We start from the raw sequence: 16003 nt of genomic DNA, 5'->3' as shown, positions 1-16003 counted from the left end.
CGACGCCATCTCGCCGCTGTTCACCCGCCGTTCGAGTTCGCCAGGCCGCGCATGCCGCCGACAAAATCGATGCGCGTGTCTCGGCGCAGGTCGGTGATCCCCAGCACCGGAGCCGAGAATCTGCTCGGCGAGCACCGACACGTCGAGCGGCGTACCGGATCGGACACAGGAACCAGTTCAGGCCGCAGTTCCAGCCGATACCAGCGGCCCCCAAGATACATGCCGCAAACGCCGCTACGCTCGGGCTTCACCGGCCCCGCGGTCGGGCTGACCGTGTAGCGCTCGCCAACCGCCGCCAGGAAAGCTTCCTCGTCAGACCGTTGAGGTCCCGCGACCACGGTTGTAGTCCATGATCAGCATCTGCGAAGCCGGAAAGATCACCGCCAGGAAAAACTCGGCACTGCCGCTGCACCCGGCTGGCCACGCCGCGCCGCGGCCACCCGCGAGGCCGCTGCCGAGCGATGATGACCATCGGCGATGTAGAGCGCAGGCATGGCGCCGAAGACCTCGCTGATACGCGCAACAGCGATCTGCTCGGCCGTCGATCATCCACAGCGTATGCCGGATGCCGTCGTCGCCGTCACATCGGCGACCGGCACACTTTCGGTGGCCAGCGCGAGCAGGCGCTCGGCCGCGTCGCTCGTCCGGGTGACCAGCAGCACCGGACCGGTCTGCGCATTCAGCGCTTCGATCTGGCGTACCCGGTCGTCTTCCTTGTCCGGGCGGGTGAACTCGTGCTTGCGGATGCGGTTGCTGTCGTAGGCGGCGATCGAAGCAGCGGCCACCAGCCCGGTCTGGATGTGCTCGCCCATGACCAGGCGATAGGCGTAATAGCATGCATGCGGGTCACGGCAAGCACCCCGCTCGTCGATCAGGCGCTGAAAATTTCGGCCGACTGGCATACACCTCGGGAGCGATAGTGATCGACCTCGGCGGCAGGTCGATTTCGGCCTTGGACACATGCAGAAAGGACAGCGGCTTGCCGATCGCCGCCTGCCGCGCCTCTGCGCTGGAGAGTACATCATAGGGTGGCGCAGCGACTGCTGCGGCATCCTGCGCTGCGCGGACGCAGGCCGGCAAATGGTCGAATCAGGCAATGATCAAAAGACAAGAGATTCTCCTGCTGGAGCGATTTCTGGAAAACGGTCGCAAATTCTCATTCCGGCGGATGCCGCTGCACGGATTATAGTGCACTCGGCTGGCCGACTTGCCGCACTTGGTCCTGGCACAGCAAGGCTGGTAGCCAGCGGCATGGATCAGTTGCACGGAGAGACGAGATTAGCAGAGAAGTCGCCAGGACGCCATTGTACGATCTTGCCGCCTCAGATGCTTCGGTACAGCGCCTCATAGCGCAGCGCCGAATCGTCCCAGGAGAAATCCTGCGCCATGCCGTCGCCGCTGCACCTGGTGCCACGTCGCCGCATCGCGGTAGAGCGCAGGCCTCGCTTATCCGTGCGGGCCAGCTGCGGCTGCTGGCATCGTCAAAGACGAAACCGTTGGCGTGCCGTCTTTGAGGTTTTCCGGCGTCGCATCGATCACCGTATCGGCCAGGCCGCCGACTCGCCGCACCAGTGGCAAGGTGCCATAGCGCAGGGCATAGAGCTGCGTCAGACCGCAGGGCTCGAAACGCGAAGGAACGAGCAGAATGTCGGCGGCGGCCATGATGCGGTGCGACAAGGCCTCATCGTAGCCGAGATGGACCGACACAGCGGCGGATGAGCCGCCGCGCGGCCCTGAAAGCGCTTCGATATCGGCTTCGCCACTGCCGATGACCACCAGTTGCGCCGCCCTCGGCCAGCAGCGTCGGCAAGGCACCGAGGACCAGATCCATGCCCTTTTGCGAGGTCAGGCGACTGACCACCGCGAACAGCGGCGCCTTGGCACGACCGCGAAATTGAGATCCGCTTGCAGCTTGAGCTTGCAGACCTTCTTGCCGCGCAGGCGTCGGCACGGTAGTTCATGCTCAGGGCGGGGTCGCTGCTGGGATCCCAGACCGAATAGTCGACACCATTGAGAATGCCCGACAGATCGTTGCCACGACCACGCAGCACGCCGTCCAGCCCCCAGCCGAATTCCTGCGTACAGATTTCCCGGGCATAGGTCGGGCTGACGGCGTTGACGCGCTTCGCATGCACCAGCGCCGCCTTCATGAACGACAACTGTCCGTGAAACTCGAGCGCGCTCTGATCCGGCACCGGAAATCAGCAAACCCAGGTCGTGGTGGTAGTCGAGAGGGAACAGCCCGCGGAAGGCGAGATTGTGAATGGTGAACACGGTGGCCGTGGACAGCGCCGGATTCTGCGCAATGTAGGCCGGCGCCAGTCCCGCGTGCCAGTCGTGCGCATGCACGACTTCCGGCTGCCAGTATTGATCAAGCTCGCCGGCAGCGAGGTGCGCCGCAACCCAGCCGAGCAGCGCAAAGCGCCGATGGTTGTCGCGCCAGTCGCGACCGTCCGGGCCCGAGATAAGGATTACCGTCGCGCCGGTAAAGAAAAGGCGCATCGATGACGTAGGCCAGCAAGCCGCTGTCCGGCAGGCGGCCAAGCCGCAGGGTAATGACCGCCGCGCCGAAGGCCGGACCGAGGCGGATCACTCGCTTCGAGGTCGCTCACGCCGTTGAGCATGGCCGGCATCCCGGGCAACAGGACGCGAACGTCGAGCCCGCGCGCGGCCAGCGCCGCCGGCAAGGCGGCCACGACGTCAGCGAGGCCGCCGGTCTTGACCAGCGGGTAGATCTCCGCGGCAACGTGCAGAATGCGCAAGGACTATCGAGCCTGCCGCGTCAGGTGAGTCGCTCGAGCATTTTCTGCGTAATCAGCGTAACGCCGTTCTCGGTATGCCGGAAACGACGCGCATCGTCTTCCGGGTCTTCGCCGACGACCATGCCCGGCGGGATCTGCAGCCGCTGTCCACGACGCAGCGACTCAGACGAGCTCGCGACCGATCGTCGTATCGGGAAGCAGACCGACAGATTCACCCGGCGTAGGAATGGACGCGAGAACCGGAGAACAACAGCGAACGGTTGACTTCGCCAGAAACGATACAGCCGCTGGAAACCGAGGACTCGATGGCCGTGCCGCGCCGGTCGAGATGGTTGTGCACGAACTTGGCCGGTGGCAACTGCTGTTGATAGGTCCACACCGGCCAGTTGCGGTCATAGAGATTCAGCGCCGGCACCGTGCCGGTGAGATCGATGTTGGCATCCCAGTAGGCATCGATCGTCCCGGCGTCACGCCAGTAGTGCTCCCTGAACTGGTTCATCGGGAGCCATGACACAGCTGCGCGAGAACGGAGTGCGCGACCGCCACGCGGTTGGCCACGGCGCGTGGAATGATGTCCTTGCCGAAGTCGTGATTGGAGGTCTCGTCGGAATATCACGCGCCAGTTCGGCATACAGGTACTTGGCATTGAAGACGTAGACGCCCATGCTGCACAAGGACATGTCGGGATTGCCCGGCATCGCCGGTGGATCGGCCGGCTTCTCGATGAAGTCGGTGATCATGCCGTTCTCATCGACGTCCATGACGCCGAAACCACTGGCTTCCTGCGCGGCACTTCGATGCAGGCGACGGTGCATTCGGCACCGCTCTCGACGTGGTCGACCAGCATCACGGCGTAGTTCATCTTGTAGACGTGGTCGCCGGCCAGGATCACGACGTACTCGGGCGCCGGATTATAGGTTTCGAGGATGTCGATGTTCTGGTAAACGGCGTCGGCCGTGCCACGATACCAGGACTCCTCGTCAATCCGCTGCTGTGCCGGCAACAGGTCGACGAACTCGTTGACTTCGCCATGCAGGAAACTCCAGCCGCGCTGCAGGTGGCGCAAAAGGCTGTGTGACTTGTACTGGGTCACCACGCCAATGCGCCGAAACTGCGAATTGACGCAGTTCGACAAGGCGAAATCGATGATCCGGAACTTGCCGCCGAAGTGGACCGCCGGTTTGGCGCGGCGATCGGTCAGTTCGTGCAAGCGGCTGCCGCGCCCGCCAGCGAGAACCAGGCAATCGCCTTGCGCGGCAACTGGAATGTTCTCCTTGTCAACCATTTTCTTATCCCCTTTTCATACTGATTCATCGCATCCGGTGGCCAACAGCCATCACCCTTCTAGCTGATCACGTCCGGGCCTTTTCTGCCCGGTGATCACGGCAATCTGTGCCACCGTCTCGGCAAGTTGCACGAGCGGTGCGAGCGCCTCCTGCGTCGGCACCTCGTGGAGACTTGGGTCGGCCACGAAACGTTCGAGATAGACGCGCAGCGTCGCCCCTTCGGTACCCGTGCCGGAGAGCCGGAAAACCACCCGCGAGCCGTCGTCGAGCATGATGCGGATGCCCTGACGCTCCGAGCGTGAGCCATCGACCGGGTCGGTATAGGCAAAATCATCGGCGGCCTCGATGCGCAGGCCGCATTGCACAGCGAGCCCGCCAGTTGCGGCAGGCGCGCGCGCAAGTTCATCCATCAGGCGATCGGCCTGCGGCGGTCTCGATGCCCTCGTAGTCGTGGCGCGAGTAGACGTTGCGCCCGAAACGCTGCCAGTGCTCACGCACGATCACATCGGCCGGCATATCGCGCACCGCCAGAATGTTGAGCCAGTAGAGGACCGCCCACAGGCCATCCTTCTCGCGCACGTGACTGGAACCGGTGCCCGCGCTCTCTTCGCCGCAGAGCGTGGCCTTGCCGGCATCGAGCAGCGAACCGAAGTATTTCCAGCCGGTCGGTGTTTCGTAACAGGGAATGCCGAGGGCTTTGGCAACGCGGTCCACCGCACAACTGGTCGGCATCGAGCGCGCGACGCCCGCCAGGCCGGCCGCGTAAGCCGGGTACCAGCGCATGGTTGGCGGCGATCACTGCCAGGCTGTCACTCGGACTGACGACGAAACCGCGACCGACGATCATGTTGCGGTCGCCATCACCATCCGAGGCCGCACCGAACGACAGACCCGAGCGGCTGTCGGCCAGCGCAGCGACCAGTTCGGCCGCATAGACCGGGTTCGGATCGGGATGGCCGCCGCCAAAATCGGGCAGCGGCGTGCCGTTGACCACCGTACCCGCTGGAGCGCCGAGACGGTCTTCGAGAATGGCCTTCGCGTAGGGGCCGTTGACCGCGTGCATGGCGTCGAAACGCATGCGGAAATCCGGACGTGCCAGCAGAGCGGCAATGCGATCGAAGTCGAACAGGGACTCCAGCAGTTCGGCATAGTCGGCGACCGGATCGATGATGCTGACCACCATGTCGCCGATGAAACTCGCCCAGATTCGGCCAGGTCGATATCGCGCCTCGACGATGCGATAGACACTGATCTCCTGCGTGCGCTGATAAACGGCATCGGTAAAGTTCGTTCGCCGGTCCGCCATTGCCGAGGTTGTACTTGATGCCGAAGTCGCCATCGGGGCCACCCGGATTGTGGCTGGCGGACAGGATGATGCCACCAAAGGCCTGCCATTTGCGGATCACGGCGCTGGCTGCCGGGGTGGACAGAATGCCGTCACGACCGACCAGCACGCGGCCAAAACCGGCCGCTGCCGCCATGCGCAGGATGGTCTGGATGGCGACATCGTTGTAATAGCGGCCATCGCCACCGAGGACCAGCGTCTGCCCCTGCTGGCCGCTCAGCGTGTCGAAAATGGCCTGGACGAAATTCTCGAGATACCGCGCCTGCTGAAATACCGTCACTTTCTTTCGCAGCCCGGATGTCCCCGGCTTCTGGCCGGAGAACGGCGTGCTGGGAACGCTGATCACCTTCATAGTCATGTCATGCCTCGTCGCAAATTGAACGCCCCGAATCGATACCGGAGCAAAATCGGTTCATGCCAGATGCTGCCGGGTGAACGCCAGCAGCCCCTGCGTCGATGCATCGAGTGTTTTGCCAGCGGTTCATCGATCGCCGGCAGAATGCTGCTGGCCACGGCCTTGCCAAGCTCGACGCCCCACTGGTCGAAGGAGTTGAGCCCCCAGATGAGCGCCCTGCACGAACACCTTGTGCTCGTAAAGTGCCATCAGGCACCGAGCGTTTGCGGATCAAGCCGCGACAAGCAGCAGCGTGGACGACGGCTGATTGCCGGCAAACACCTTGTGCGGCAGGAGTTCCGCGAGCGCTCGCCGCGACATCGTGCCCTCAGTTCGCTGCGCGCCTCATCCTCGGTCTTGCCGAACGCCAGCGCCGCGCTCTGTGCGAAACAGTTGGCGAGCAAGCGCCTCCTGATGACCGGGCAAGGGTAGTCGGAGCGCACGGCGGCGATGAAATCGCAGGGCACCAGTCGCCCACCCTGATGGAGAAGCTGGAAGAAGGCGTGCTGGCCATTGTTGCCGAGTTCGCCCCAGACGATGGGATTCGAAGCATGCGCGAGCGGCTGCCCATCGCCCGACCGACTTGCCGTTGCTTTCCATTTCGAGCTGCTGCAGGAAGGACGGGAAGTACTTCAGCGACTCGTTGTAGGGCAACACGGCGTTGCTCGTCGCGCCCAGGAAATTGGTGTTCCAGATCCCGATCAGGGCCATCACCACCGGCAGGTTGCGCTCGTAGGGCGTGCTGCGGAAATGCTCGTCCATGCGTTCGGCGCCGGCCAGCAGTTCGGCGAAAGCCTGCGGACCGATGGCGATCATCAGTGCCAGGCCAACTGCCGACCACAGCGAAAAACGACCACCGACCCAGTCCCAGAGCGGAAAGACCGAGTCCTCCCTGATCCCGAAGTCGACCGCCCGCTCGGGCTTGGCCGTCAGGCCGCAAAATGCTGGACACGGCAGCGGCATCGCCGAGGTTGGCGACCAGCCAGTTGCGCGCCGTTTGCGCATTGAGCATCGTTTCCTGCGTGGTGAAGGTCTTGCTGGCGACCAGGAACAAGCGTCGTGCGCGGGTCAAGCGTTTGCAGGAGCGGCGCCAGCTGGGCGCCATCGAGGTTGGAGACGTAATGCACGTCAAGCGCCGGATGCGAGATCGAACGCAGCGCGTAAGCCGAGCATCTTTGGTCCGAGGTCAGAGCCGCCGATGCCGATATTGACGACATGACGAATCGGCATGACCGGTGAAACCAAGCGCCTGGCCCGGAGCGGAATACGGTCGGCAAAAGCGGCCATGCGCTGGCGCGTCGGCAAGACCTCGGCATGACGTCGAAGTCGGCACCAGGGAAACGGACCGCTCGATCGCCGCAAGGCGACGTGCAGCACCGAGCGATCTTCGCTGGCATTGATCTTCTCGCCGCTGAACATGCGCGCCGTCGCTTCGTCAAGCCGACCTCTTTGGTCAGCTCGACCAGCAGGGGTAGCGTTGTCGAATCCATGCGCTGCTTCGAGAAGTCGAAAAGGATGCCATCGAAGCTTAGCGAGAGTGAAGCGACGCGACCTGGATCGCGGCAAAGAGTTGTCTGAGATGCACCGGCGAGAGCGATTGCCGGTGCGCTTCAAGGGCCTTCCAGGAGGCTGAGGAGGTAATGTTCATGGTCGGTAAGAGCTCATCAAGGAGTGGTCAGGCCGTCTACAAACGGCCGATTGGAGAGGGCCTGCAATGAAATATGACGACATATGCTGTTCCGGTTATCAGCTTGCCAGAATGCTCGGAAGAACGCAAAAAAGAATGATGGCGAGCCATCGCGAAGGCCACTTCCTGAGCATTTTCACAGGAGCTATTTCAATTCACGCAAGGCACGGTTTTCGTCGTTGTTGCCGATAAGCGGGCGGCATTCCGCGCCGAAAAAGGGCTGAGGGTACGGACACTGACACGCAGAAGTCAGCTGGCTATGGATTCAGGCGGCTGGAAGACACAGCCGACACTTTCGCACGCTGGCGGCGAAGGGCTTGTCTTCGTCGGTGATGTGGCGCTCGAACCAGTATTCGGCATAGCGCAGGAAGGAATGAACATCACGCGCTCCGTCATGCACTTCGGCGAAGGCCTTGCGCAGCGCTTGCAGGTTCTCGTCGGTGCACTCGGCGTGATCGACAAAGTCTGACGCCGAGTTCTCGCGCAACTCGCTCTTCGCTGGCGAAGTGATATTCCAGATAGTCAAGCAGGCTGTCGAATTCTTCGAAGGAGACGGGCCGCTGCCGAAACATGGTTTCTTGAGCGCCTCGATACGGCGAAAAATCTCTTCGTGCTGGACATCGATTTCCGGCAGATCGATCAGCAAGGCCTCCGGCAGCAAACCAGCAAGATTGATCTCCATCACCAGACTCCCCAGGAAAAAGTCAGACATTTTCAAGAATGACACAGTATAAAAAAACGGATCGAAAAATTCCAGTAAAATCAGAGCGGATTCAGGCAAAAACGCCGTGCAGAAACCATCCTGCCTGGCTACGAAAAATCCATAGCCATTCGGCGCGCATCGGAAATGGCGACGAAGTAGTCGCGACGCACATCGCCGAGCGCATCAGGTTCGCGGCATCCCACCAGCCACTCTCGATGCGCTCGGGCCCGGCAAGCAGACGCAGGGGGCCGCCACACTGCGGCCGACCGGCCACTTCGCGCAAGGCCTGCGGCCTGGCAGAAGCCACAAGGGACGCGGACCAGGATCCTTTCTCCGCATGGATCTGGAGCCAGGAGCAACTTGGCCGCTGACTTTTCTCTCCGCCAGCAGACCCTGGCTTGACTGGCCGCGAGGCATTCTCCGGTCGGTGCTCGGCGACTACCGAAGCGCGTGTACGCTGCCGTTGCCAAGGCGCGCCTGCAGGCGTTCGACCAACGCCGCCACCGACTCGCCGCCAGCGCCCTCGCCGCGCTCGCCGAACAGGCTCGCCGTACGCCCTGGCAGTGCTTCCGGCGCCTCGGCTCGCAAGCTGATCGACTCGACAGCGGCCGGCAGTTGGAGTCGCTGCAGGCGCTCGATAAGTACCGGGAAATCCGTTCGCGGTGCGCGTGGCAGCGCTGAAACCAAGGCTCAAGAACGGTGGCCGATCGCTGCCTGCAGCCGCGCTCGTGTTCAAACTCGAAATGGCATTCGCTGATGCCCCCTCGCACGTGCCGCCAGCCAGCCACACAAGGTGGCGACCAGGCGACCGCCCGGCAAAACCGAGAGCCATCGCATTTTCTGATCCGCGTCGGCAGTTCCAGTCGCTCGACAAAACGCTCCGGAAAAACAAAACGCGGCCGGGGATCCGGCAAATCACCGAGCGCACGCGCCAGATCAGCGACAAAACCACACCGAGTCGACGCGCCAGGCCTGCACGCGGCAGAGCGCAGCACGTCAGCGAGCGAACGCGCACCAAAACTGCCGAGGCGAGCATGATTCTGTGCCGAGAGTCGAGAGCCGCCAGCGGCAGCCTGCCGAGGCGATGCGGCAGCTCACCGATGTCGAGACAGGGCTCATGGTCGCCGGCAAGCGCCAGCCACTGCGCAGCGAGCGGCGTTGGCGCCAGGCCGCCCGCGGAGCAAAACCCTGCTCGGCACAGCCGGACGATGCGCTCGAACAGCGCCGCAGCGCCACCGAAAAGACGCAGCGATGCGGCCACTTCGAGCAGCAAGCGTCTGCGGCGGCAGGCAGCAGATTTCCGAAGTGAAGCCACCTGCCCAACAGGCGAGCCGGGTCAGTGCTTGCCTGCTCACGCTCGACATCGCGCTCCTGCACGGCCAGGCAGGCAGGAACGCCCACGCCTCGGCCAAGCGCAACCCGGGCACCACGCCAGCCGAAGCCGCCACCTCGTCAGCAACGACGACGCGTTCACGGCTGACGATGGCGCTAGGCGACGGCAGGCCGGGAAAGACTTCGAGCGGCAGGCGTGGCAGATGCAGGGCCAGCCAGAGCATGATGCAGACCAGCGGGCGTTGAATGGCGATTGGCAGGGGCACTGGCTGCGCGCCGCCACGGCGCTTGAGCAGACGAACGATCAGTTGCTCCCCCTCGCCTTCGAGCGCCAGCCGCAGCGGTGCCGGCGAGGATTGACTGGCACAGGCCAGCCGGACGAAAAACGAACAGTAGTGTACGACTGGCCTCGGCAGCAAGCTGCAGGCGACGCAGTGACGTTGCTCTGGGCTTCGGGTAGCCAGGCGACCACTGCGCCAACACCATCGGCCGCGAGTGAGCGCTCGCAGCCCAGGCAGCATCCCGACCGGGCGCGCTGGCAACCAGCAGACGCGACAAATCAACGCCGGATTCATGCAGCGCCGGCGCATAGAGCGGATGCGGCGAGGCCACACAGACCAGCCAGGCGAGTTCGTCGCTCGACAGCCGCGCCAGCGCTGGCAGCAGCAGACTCAGTTCACCAACCCCGCGACGCAAGGGCAGGAGTTCGGTCAAGCCGCCACGCGGCCAGCCGCCGCCGGGCAACTCACGGTCAAGCTCGGCAAAGCCGGTCGGCACACCGGGCAAGGGTGCTCTGGCAAGCGTATCGCCACGCCAGACATCGGGGCGATCAAGGATTGCGCAAGCGTCGGGGATGAAGACATGGTAATGGTCAGGCAGCAGTCAGAGCATCTCTCACATCGTCTCGCCGCCGCGGATCAGGCCGACAGCGATGCCTTCGATGGCCAATGTCCGCGCGCTCCCATCGACGACGATCGGCGAAATCGGGGTTCTCGGCGATCAGCCTCGATAACCCCGTCCTGCTGATGGAAACGCTTGACCGTCACCTCGTCATCGAGCCTGGCAACGACAATCTGGCCGTTGCGCGCTTCGCTGCTGCGGTGCACGGCGAGCAGATCACCGTCCAGAATGCCGGCATTGATCATCGACAGGCCGCGCACGCGCAACAGAAAGTCGGCACGCGGTTTGAACAGCGCGGCATCGACCGTGTAACGGCGCTGTACGTTTTCCACCGCCAGCATCGGACTGCCGGCAGCCACGCTGCCGATCAGCGGCAGACCGAGTTGTTCGACCAGGCGGATACCGCGTGCCGAGCCCGGTTCGAGCACGATGATGCCTTTTCTGGCGAGCGCCTTGAGGTGCTCTTCAGCGGCATTGTGCGAGGCAAAGCCGAAGGCACTGGCGATCTCGGCCCGCGTCGGCGGCGCACCAAGGTTCTCCAGCGTGTTGCGGATGAAATCGAGTATTTCCTGTTGTCGCGGGGTAAGCTGTGTCGCCATGAGCCTCTGGCCTCCTGTCGTTGATGCTGTATTTTCGTACAGCTTTCGGCAAAAAGGCAAGCAGAAGTGCTCCCCGCAGGAAAAACCGTCTGCCTAAGCGGCTTGACCGATGCGCCGCTTTCTTACCACAATCCGGCTCTCCACCCCTGAAAGCCAGCCATGATCGACCAGACCGTAGATGATTTCAGCCTGCCGGCAACCGGTGGCCGAACCTTCACCCTCTCCGCCTGCCGGGGCAGCCTCGTCGTCCTTTACTTCTACCCCAAGGACAGCACGCCGGGATGCACCACTGAGGCGCAGCAGTTCCGTGACCTTCACCCGGAGTTCGTCGCGGCCGGTGCCATTGTCGTCGGCGTCTCGCGTGACAGCGTCAAGTCACACGAGAACTTCAGGGCGAAACAGGACCTGCCCTTTGATCTGCTTTCCGACGCCGAGGAGTTGCTGTGCACCCGCTTCGCGGTCATCAAGATGAAGTCGATGTACGGAAAGCAGGTTCGCGGCATCGAACGCAGCACCTTTGTCATTGACCGCGAAGGGACCTTGCGGCGTCAATGGCGCGGCGTCAAAGTGGCCGGGCACGCGCAGGAAGTGCTCGATTTCGTCGCCAAACTCTGATCAGCGACCCTGACCGATCCAATCCCGGACACGCTCGCATGGCCCGCAAACCCGAAGCCAGCGCCAACATCGACGCTACCGCCACGCCGACCAAATTCTTCGTCCTCGACACCAACGTCCTGATGCACGATCCGACGAGTGTCTACCGCTTCGAGGAACACGATGTCTTCCTGCCGATCATGACTCTGGAAGAACTCGACAACCACAAGAAGGGGATGTCGGAAATCGCTCGCAATGCGCGCCAGGTCACCCGTACGCTCGATGAAATCGTCAGCAGCGTGGACGACGCCATCGACCAGGGCATCAGGCTCGACGGACCTTCGCGCAAACTGGCCAGTGGTCGTCTTTTCCTGCAGACCGAAGCGATCGCTGGTGACCTCCCGGCAGGATTGCCCACCGCCAAGGCCGACAACCAGATTCTGGCCGTCGTCATTCACCTGCAGCGGCGGCACCCGGAGCGTCCGGTGATCCTCGTCTCCAAAGACATCAACATGCGCATCAAGGCTCGTGCGCTCGGATTGCAGGCACAGGACTACTTCAACGACAAGGTACTCGAAGACACCGATCTGCTGTACACCGGCATGCGCGAACTGACAACCGATTTCTGGCACCACTATGGTCAGGGCATCGAGTCCAGAAAAAAGGACGGGCGCACGCTGTACCGCCTGAAAGGACCACTGTGTACGGAATTGCTGGTCAACCAGTATCTTTTCCAGGAAGGGGGAAGCCCCCTCCACGCCATCGTCCGTGCAATCTCCGGCGCGTCGGCCGAAATCGAAACCCTGACCGACTACACGCATCCCAAGAACAACGTCTGGGGAATCACTGCGCGCAACCGCGAGCAGAACTTCGCATTGAATCTGCTGATGAACCCGGAGATTGACTTTGTCACCCTGCTCGGCCAGGCCGGCACCGGCAAGACATTGCTGACACTGGCTTCGGGACTGACCCAGGTGCTTGAAAGCAAGAGCTACAGCGAGATCATCATGACCCGCGTCACCGTTCCTGTCGGCGAGGACATCGGTTTTCTGCCGGGGACCGAGGAAGAAAAAATGGGTCCGTGGATGGGCGCCCTCGAAGACAACCTCGAGGTACTCAACAAGAGCGACGAGGCTGCCGGTGACTGGGGGCGAGCGGCCACCCGCGACCTGATTCGCAACCGGATCAGGATCAAGTCGCTCAATTTCATGCGCGGCCGGACCTTCCTGAACAAGTTCCTGATCATCGACGAAGCGCAGAATTTGACGCCGAAGCAGATGAAGACCCTGATCACCCGTGCCGGACCCGGCACCAAGGTGATCTGCCTGGGCAATATTGCACAGATCGATACGCCCTATCTCACCGAGGGCAGCTCCGGCCTGACCTACGTCGTAGACCGCTTCAAGGGCTGGGAACACGCCGGCCATATCACCCTGCAACGTGGCGAGCGCTCCCGTCTCGCCGACCACGCGGCTGAAGTGTTATAATTTTTTCGACCTTATCGGGCCGTGTCTGGTGACACGGCCCGCTTGTTTCTGGCCACCGATCCGTGCTGCCGGCTCCGTACGATAAGGATCCTTCGCTTACCGGAGAGTCGATTGAAACGACGCGATTTCCTTGCTGCTTCTGCACTTCTCTCGCTGCTGGCCCCGTCGTCGGTATTGGCCGCCAACAAGAAGAAGAGCGGTACTACGGCTGCCGACAAGCCGGCAGGAAAAGGCGGTGCCAGAACGACCGGCAGAACCGGCGCCAAAGCCACCACCAAGCCCGACGGCAGGGCCAGCACAAGAAAAGGCAGCCGACGCTACCGACCGGTCGTGGAAACTCCGACAGCCAGTACGGCTGCCATGCCGAGCCCGCCGCCCGCCGCCGTCGAACAGTACAACGCCATCAGCCTGCCGGATGAAGCACAGCCCCAGTGGCGCAGCTATGACATCACCTCGACCATCACGCTGCAAAACATCAAAGGCAAGCTGCGACTGTGGCTACCCCTGGCGCAATACAAAGACACCAGCTGGCAGCGCTCGCTGGGGCATAACTGGCGGGGTAATTTCGACAGCGCCGGCATCTACCGTGACCCGGTGGCGGAGATGGAAGTCTTCTACGCCGACTGGAAGGAGGTGACCGGGACGCCCCAGCTTCAGCTCGTCAGTCAGGTGGCCAAGCAGGACCGACATTTCGACATTACCCGGCGCGGCAGCACGGCCGAGCGTGGCGAAGTGCTTCGCCGCTGCCTGCAATCAAGCAACCTGGTTCCGACCGATGGACTTGTGCACCGCACCGCCGAACGGGCGATTGGACGCATCAAGGATCCGGTCGCCCAGGGCAAGGCGATTTTCGACTGGGTGGTGGAGAATACATCGTATGATCCCGGGCGAAGCGGTATCGGCCGGGGCGATGTCGAGGCCATGCTCGACAGTGGCCAGTTGAGCGGAAAAAGCGCCGACATCGCCTTGCTGTTCGTTGGCCTGTGTCGATCGGTCGGAATTCCTGCGCGCCCCGTTTTTGGGCTGCGCATCGACAGTTCGCGGCTTTTTGCGGGGCTCGGCGCCACCGGCAACCTGCGCACGGTGCAGCACTGTCGCGCCGAATTCTATACCCCGGGCTATGGCTGGATTCCGGTCGATCCTGGCGATGTTCGCAAGGCAATCCACGACGAACGCCTGGGCAATGGCGATCCAAAGCTGGTGGTGCTGCGGAAACTGCTGTTCGGTTTCTGGGAAAAGAACTGGATCGCATTCAACAGCGCTCAGGACGTCCGGCTGCAGGGGGCAACGGGCGCTGGCGCCCTGCCCTTCCTGGTCCTGCCGCAGGCGGAGGCAGGCGGAATACGCTTCGACAGCTCGGACACCGAGCGCCTCAGCTATACGGTCAACGCCAGCCGCGTCGACGGCTGAACCAGACTGCCGCGCCGCGGCTGGTCAGTACGAACCGGGACTGGCGAAGTTCTCGAAGCGCGTGTACTCGCCGAGGAAAGTCAGGCGGGTGGTACCGATCGGACCGTTGCGCTGCTTGCCGATGATGATCTCGGCAACCCCTTTCTCCGGCGTGTCGGGGTTGTACACCTCGTCGCGGTAGATGAACATGATAACGTCGGCGTCCTGCTCGATGGCGCCTGATTCGCGCAGGTCGGACATGACCGGACGCTTGTTCGGCCGTTGTTCCAGCGAACGGTTGAGCTGCGACAGGGCCATCACGGGAACACCCAGTTCCTTCGCCAGGCCTTTCAGCGATCGCGAGATCTCCGAGATTTCGGTTGCCCGGTTCTCGCCATGCGAGGTGGCCGACATCAGCTGCAGATAGTCGATGACAATCAGCCCGAGCTTGCCGCACTGGCGGTGCAGACGGCGTGCCCGCGCGCGCAGATCAATCGGGTTGAGCGCCGGGGTCTCGTCGATATAGATCGGCGCCTCGTGCATCTTGCCCAGGGCAAACGACAGGCGCGACCATTCATCGTCATTGAGGCGCCCGGTCCGAACGCGATGCGCATCTAGCCGACCAACCGAAGACAACAGCCGCATGGCCAGCTGCGTGCCGCCCATCTCCATCGAGAAGATGGCCACCGGCAAACCGACTTCAATCGCCACGTGCTCGGCAATATTGAGCGCAAACGAGGTCTTGCCCATCGATGGGCGGCCGGCCACGATCAACAGATCCCCCCCCTGCAGGCCCGAGGTCTTCGAGTCGAGATCGTGATACCCGGTGGGCACACCAGTGATGTCCGAGGGATTGTCGCGGTCGTGCAGTTCCTGGATGCGCTCAACGACCTGCGTCAGCAACGGGTTGATGTGCACGAAGCCGCTCTGATGGCGAAAGCCGCCTTCGGCAATCGCGAAGACCTTTGCCTCGGCCTCGTCGAGCAGCGTTTTCGGATCACGGCCAAGCGGGTTGAGCGCGCTACCGGCGATCTCGTCGCCAGCGGTCACCAGTTGCCGCAGAATCGCCCGCTCACGGACGATTTCGGCATAGCGTCGGATATTCGCCGCCGACGGTGTGTTGGCCGCCAGCTCGCCAAGGTAGGCCAGCCCGCCGGTCGCATCACCTTCACCGGCCTGGTCGAGACTTTCGGCGACGGTCACCGCGTCGGCCGGCTTGCCGCGCTCAAGCAGTTTGCAAATCTGGCGGTAAATGCGCCTGTGCTCGTCCCGATAGAAGTCGCCTTCGGTGATCACATCGGCGATCCTGTCGAAGGCGACGTTGTCGAGCAGCAAGCCGCCGAGGACCGACTGCTCGGCTTCGATCGAATGTGGCGGCACGCGCAGTTCGGACAGCGCCGGGTCAGACTGCGGGCTGCGGTCTCGACGCGCCGTCCGACTGCTGGAACGTTGCGCGTTTTCGGAGTTGAAAGAGTCGGACGGGCTGGCCATGGGGAATCCGCTGACGGGACGAGCAAGGCTGCGA

12 protein-coding genes and 7 pseudogenes are annotated in these 16003 nt (G+C 62.9%); 4 read left to right on the top strand and 15 right to left on the bottom strand.

The annotated features are described in order from the left end of the window. Nucleotides 1–20: 20 nt before the first annotated feature. From V5B44_RS09725 to V5B44_RS09670, 12 genes and pseudogenes are all read right to left on the bottom strand, one after another. The gene (locus V5B44_RS09725; RefSeq protein WP_332359121.1) at nucleotides 21–338 is read right to left on the bottom strand and encodes a hypothetical protein; all 318 of its coding nucleotides are present in this window, start codon (nucleotides 336–338) and stop codon (nucleotides 21–23) included. A 39-nt stretch (nucleotides 339–377) separates the two neighbouring features. Then, nucleotides 378–902, bottom strand: a pseudogene (locus V5B44_RS09720) (DUF1015 family protein). Then, nucleotides 847–1080 carry a DUF1015 family protein gene (locus V5B44_RS09715; RefSeq protein WP_332358854.1) on the bottom strand — a complete coding sequence of 78 codons (234 nt, stop codon included), beginning with the start codon at nucleotides 1078–1080 and terminating at the stop codon, nucleotides 847–849. The pseudogene V5B44_RS09720 and the gene V5B44_RS09715 overlap by 56 nt, the downstream one beginning before the upstream one ends. Nucleotides 1081–1322: 242 nt before the next feature. Further along, a pseudogene (gene glgA, locus V5B44_RS09710) lies at nucleotides 1323–2762 on the bottom strand (glycogen synthase GlgA). 20 nt (nucleotides 2763–2782) lie between these two features. Continuing rightward, a pseudogene (gene glgC / locus V5B44_RS09705) lies at nucleotides 2783–4076 on the bottom strand (glucose-1-phosphate adenylyltransferase). A 22-nt stretch (nucleotides 4077–4098) separates the two neighbouring features. Further along, a pseudogene (locus V5B44_RS09700) lies at nucleotides 4099–5745 on the bottom strand (alpha-D-glucose phosphate-specific phosphoglucomutase). Between the two features lie 2 nt (nucleotides 5746–5747). After that, nucleotides 5748–6750, bottom strand: a pseudogene (locus V5B44_RS26625) (hypothetical protein). Nucleotides 6751–6793: 43 nt separating this feature from the next. After that, a pseudogene (locus tag V5B44_RS09690) lies at nucleotides 6794–6892 on the bottom strand (hypothetical protein); the annotation flags it as partial. Nucleotides 6893–6915: 23 nt separating this feature from the next. Next, a complete protein-coding gene (locus V5B44_RS09685; protein WP_332358853.1) occupies nucleotides 6916–7206 on the bottom strand; it encodes a hypothetical protein in 291 nt (96 codons plus the stop codon). A 533-nt stretch (nucleotides 7207–7739) separates the two neighbouring features. After that, nucleotides 7740–8186 carry a hemerythrin gene (locus V5B44_RS09680; protein ID WP_332358852.1) on the bottom strand — a complete coding sequence of 149 codons (447 nt, stop codon included), beginning with the start codon at nucleotides 8184–8186 and terminating at the stop codon, nucleotides 7740–7742. A 61-nt stretch (nucleotides 8187–8247) separates the two neighbouring features. Continuing rightward, a complete protein-coding gene (locus V5B44_RS09675) occupies nucleotides 8248–8484 on the bottom strand; it encodes a hypothetical protein (protein ID WP_332358851.1) in 237 nt (78 codons plus the stop codon). 131 nt (nucleotides 8485–8615) lie between these two features. After that, nucleotides 8616–8864 carry a hypothetical protein gene (locus V5B44_RS09670; RefSeq protein ID WP_332358850.1) on the bottom strand — a complete coding sequence of 83 codons (249 nt, stop codon included), beginning with the start codon at nucleotides 8862–8864 and terminating at the stop codon, nucleotides 8616–8618. 355 nt (nucleotides 8865–9219) lie between these two features. Here V5B44_RS09670 and V5B44_RS09665 point away from each other — a divergent pair, with 355 nt between their 5' ends. Beyond that, nucleotides 9220–9486: a hypothetical protein gene (locus V5B44_RS09665; protein WP_332358849.1), complete on the top strand. Its 267-nt coding sequence runs from the start codon at nucleotides 9220–9222 to the stop codon at nucleotides 9484–9486. 179 nt (nucleotides 9487–9665) lie between these two features. Here V5B44_RS09665 and V5B44_RS09660 read toward each other — a convergent pair whose 3' ends face one another. Together V5B44_RS09660 and lexA are read right to left on the bottom strand one after the other, a co-directional pair. Then, the gene (locus V5B44_RS09660) at nucleotides 9666–10295 is read right to left on the bottom strand and encodes an SOS cell division inhibitor (protein WP_332358848.1); all 630 of its coding nucleotides are present in this window, start codon (nucleotides 10293–10295) and stop codon (nucleotides 9666–9668) included. A gap of 108 nt (nucleotides 10296–10403) precedes the next feature. Further along, nucleotides 10404–11008: pseudogene (gene lexA, locus V5B44_RS09655) on the bottom strand (transcriptional repressor LexA). Between the two features lie 159 nt (nucleotides 11009–11167). Here lexA and V5B44_RS09650 point away from each other — a divergent pair. The 3 genes from V5B44_RS09650 to V5B44_RS09640 all read left to right on the top strand — a co-directional run bounded on the left by V5B44_RS09650 (nucleotide 11168) and on the right by V5B44_RS09640 (nucleotide 14499). Beyond that, entirely contained in the window at nucleotides 11168–11623 is a 456-nt protein-coding gene (locus V5B44_RS09650) for a peroxiredoxin (protein WP_332358847.1), read from the top strand. A gap of 38 nt (nucleotides 11624–11661) precedes the next feature. Next, on the top strand, nucleotides 11662–13089 hold the full coding sequence (locus V5B44_RS09645) for a PhoH family protein (RefSeq protein ID WP_332358846.1): 1428 nt from the start codon (nucleotides 11662–11664) through the stop codon (nucleotides 13087–13089). 111 nt (nucleotides 13090–13200) lie between these two features. Then, a complete protein-coding gene (locus V5B44_RS09640) occupies nucleotides 13201–14499 on the top strand; it encodes a transglutaminase-like domain-containing protein (RefSeq protein WP_332358845.1) in 1299 nt (432 codons plus the stop codon). A gap of 24 nt (nucleotides 14500–14523) precedes the next feature. Here the strand turns inward: V5B44_RS09640 and dnaB are convergent, their stop codons facing one another. After that, nucleotides 14524–15969 (bottom strand): replicative DNA helicase, encoded by a 1446-nt coding sequence (dnaB, locus tag V5B44_RS09635; protein ID WP_332358844.1) that lies wholly within the window; start codon nucleotides 15967–15969, stop codon nucleotides 14524–14526. Between the last annotated feature and the right edge of the window lie 34 nt (nucleotides 15970–16003).

Source organism: Candidatus Accumulibacter necessarius, from assembly GCF_036625085.1.
The sequence above is the reverse complement of the archived record's forward strand: the minus strand, read 5'-3'. Positions and strand labels throughout refer to the sequence as shown.

What these genes read in the sequence shown, in the direction of transcription:
- V5B44_RS09685 (WP_332358853.1), bottom strand. Translation starts at nt 7,206, where the DNA reads ATGTTCAGCGGCGAGAAGATCAATGCCAGCGAAGATCGCTCGGTGCTG.
- V5B44_RS09680 (WP_332358852.1), bottom strand. Translation starts at nt 8,186, where the DNA reads ATGTCTGACTTTTTCCTGGGGAGTCTGGTGATGGAGATCAATCTTGCT.
- V5B44_RS09650 (WP_332358847.1), top strand. Translation starts at nt 11,168, where the DNA reads ATGATCGACCAGACCGTAGATGATTTCAGCCTGCCGGCAACCGGTGGC.
- V5B44_RS09645 (WP_332358846.1), top strand. Translation starts at nt 11,662, where the DNA reads ATGGCCCGCAAACCCGAAGCCAGCGCCAACATCGACGCTACCGCCACG.
- dnaB (WP_332358844.1), bottom strand. Translation starts at nt 15,969, where the DNA reads ATGGCCAGCCCGTCCGACTCTTTCAACTCCGAAAACGCGCAACGTTCC.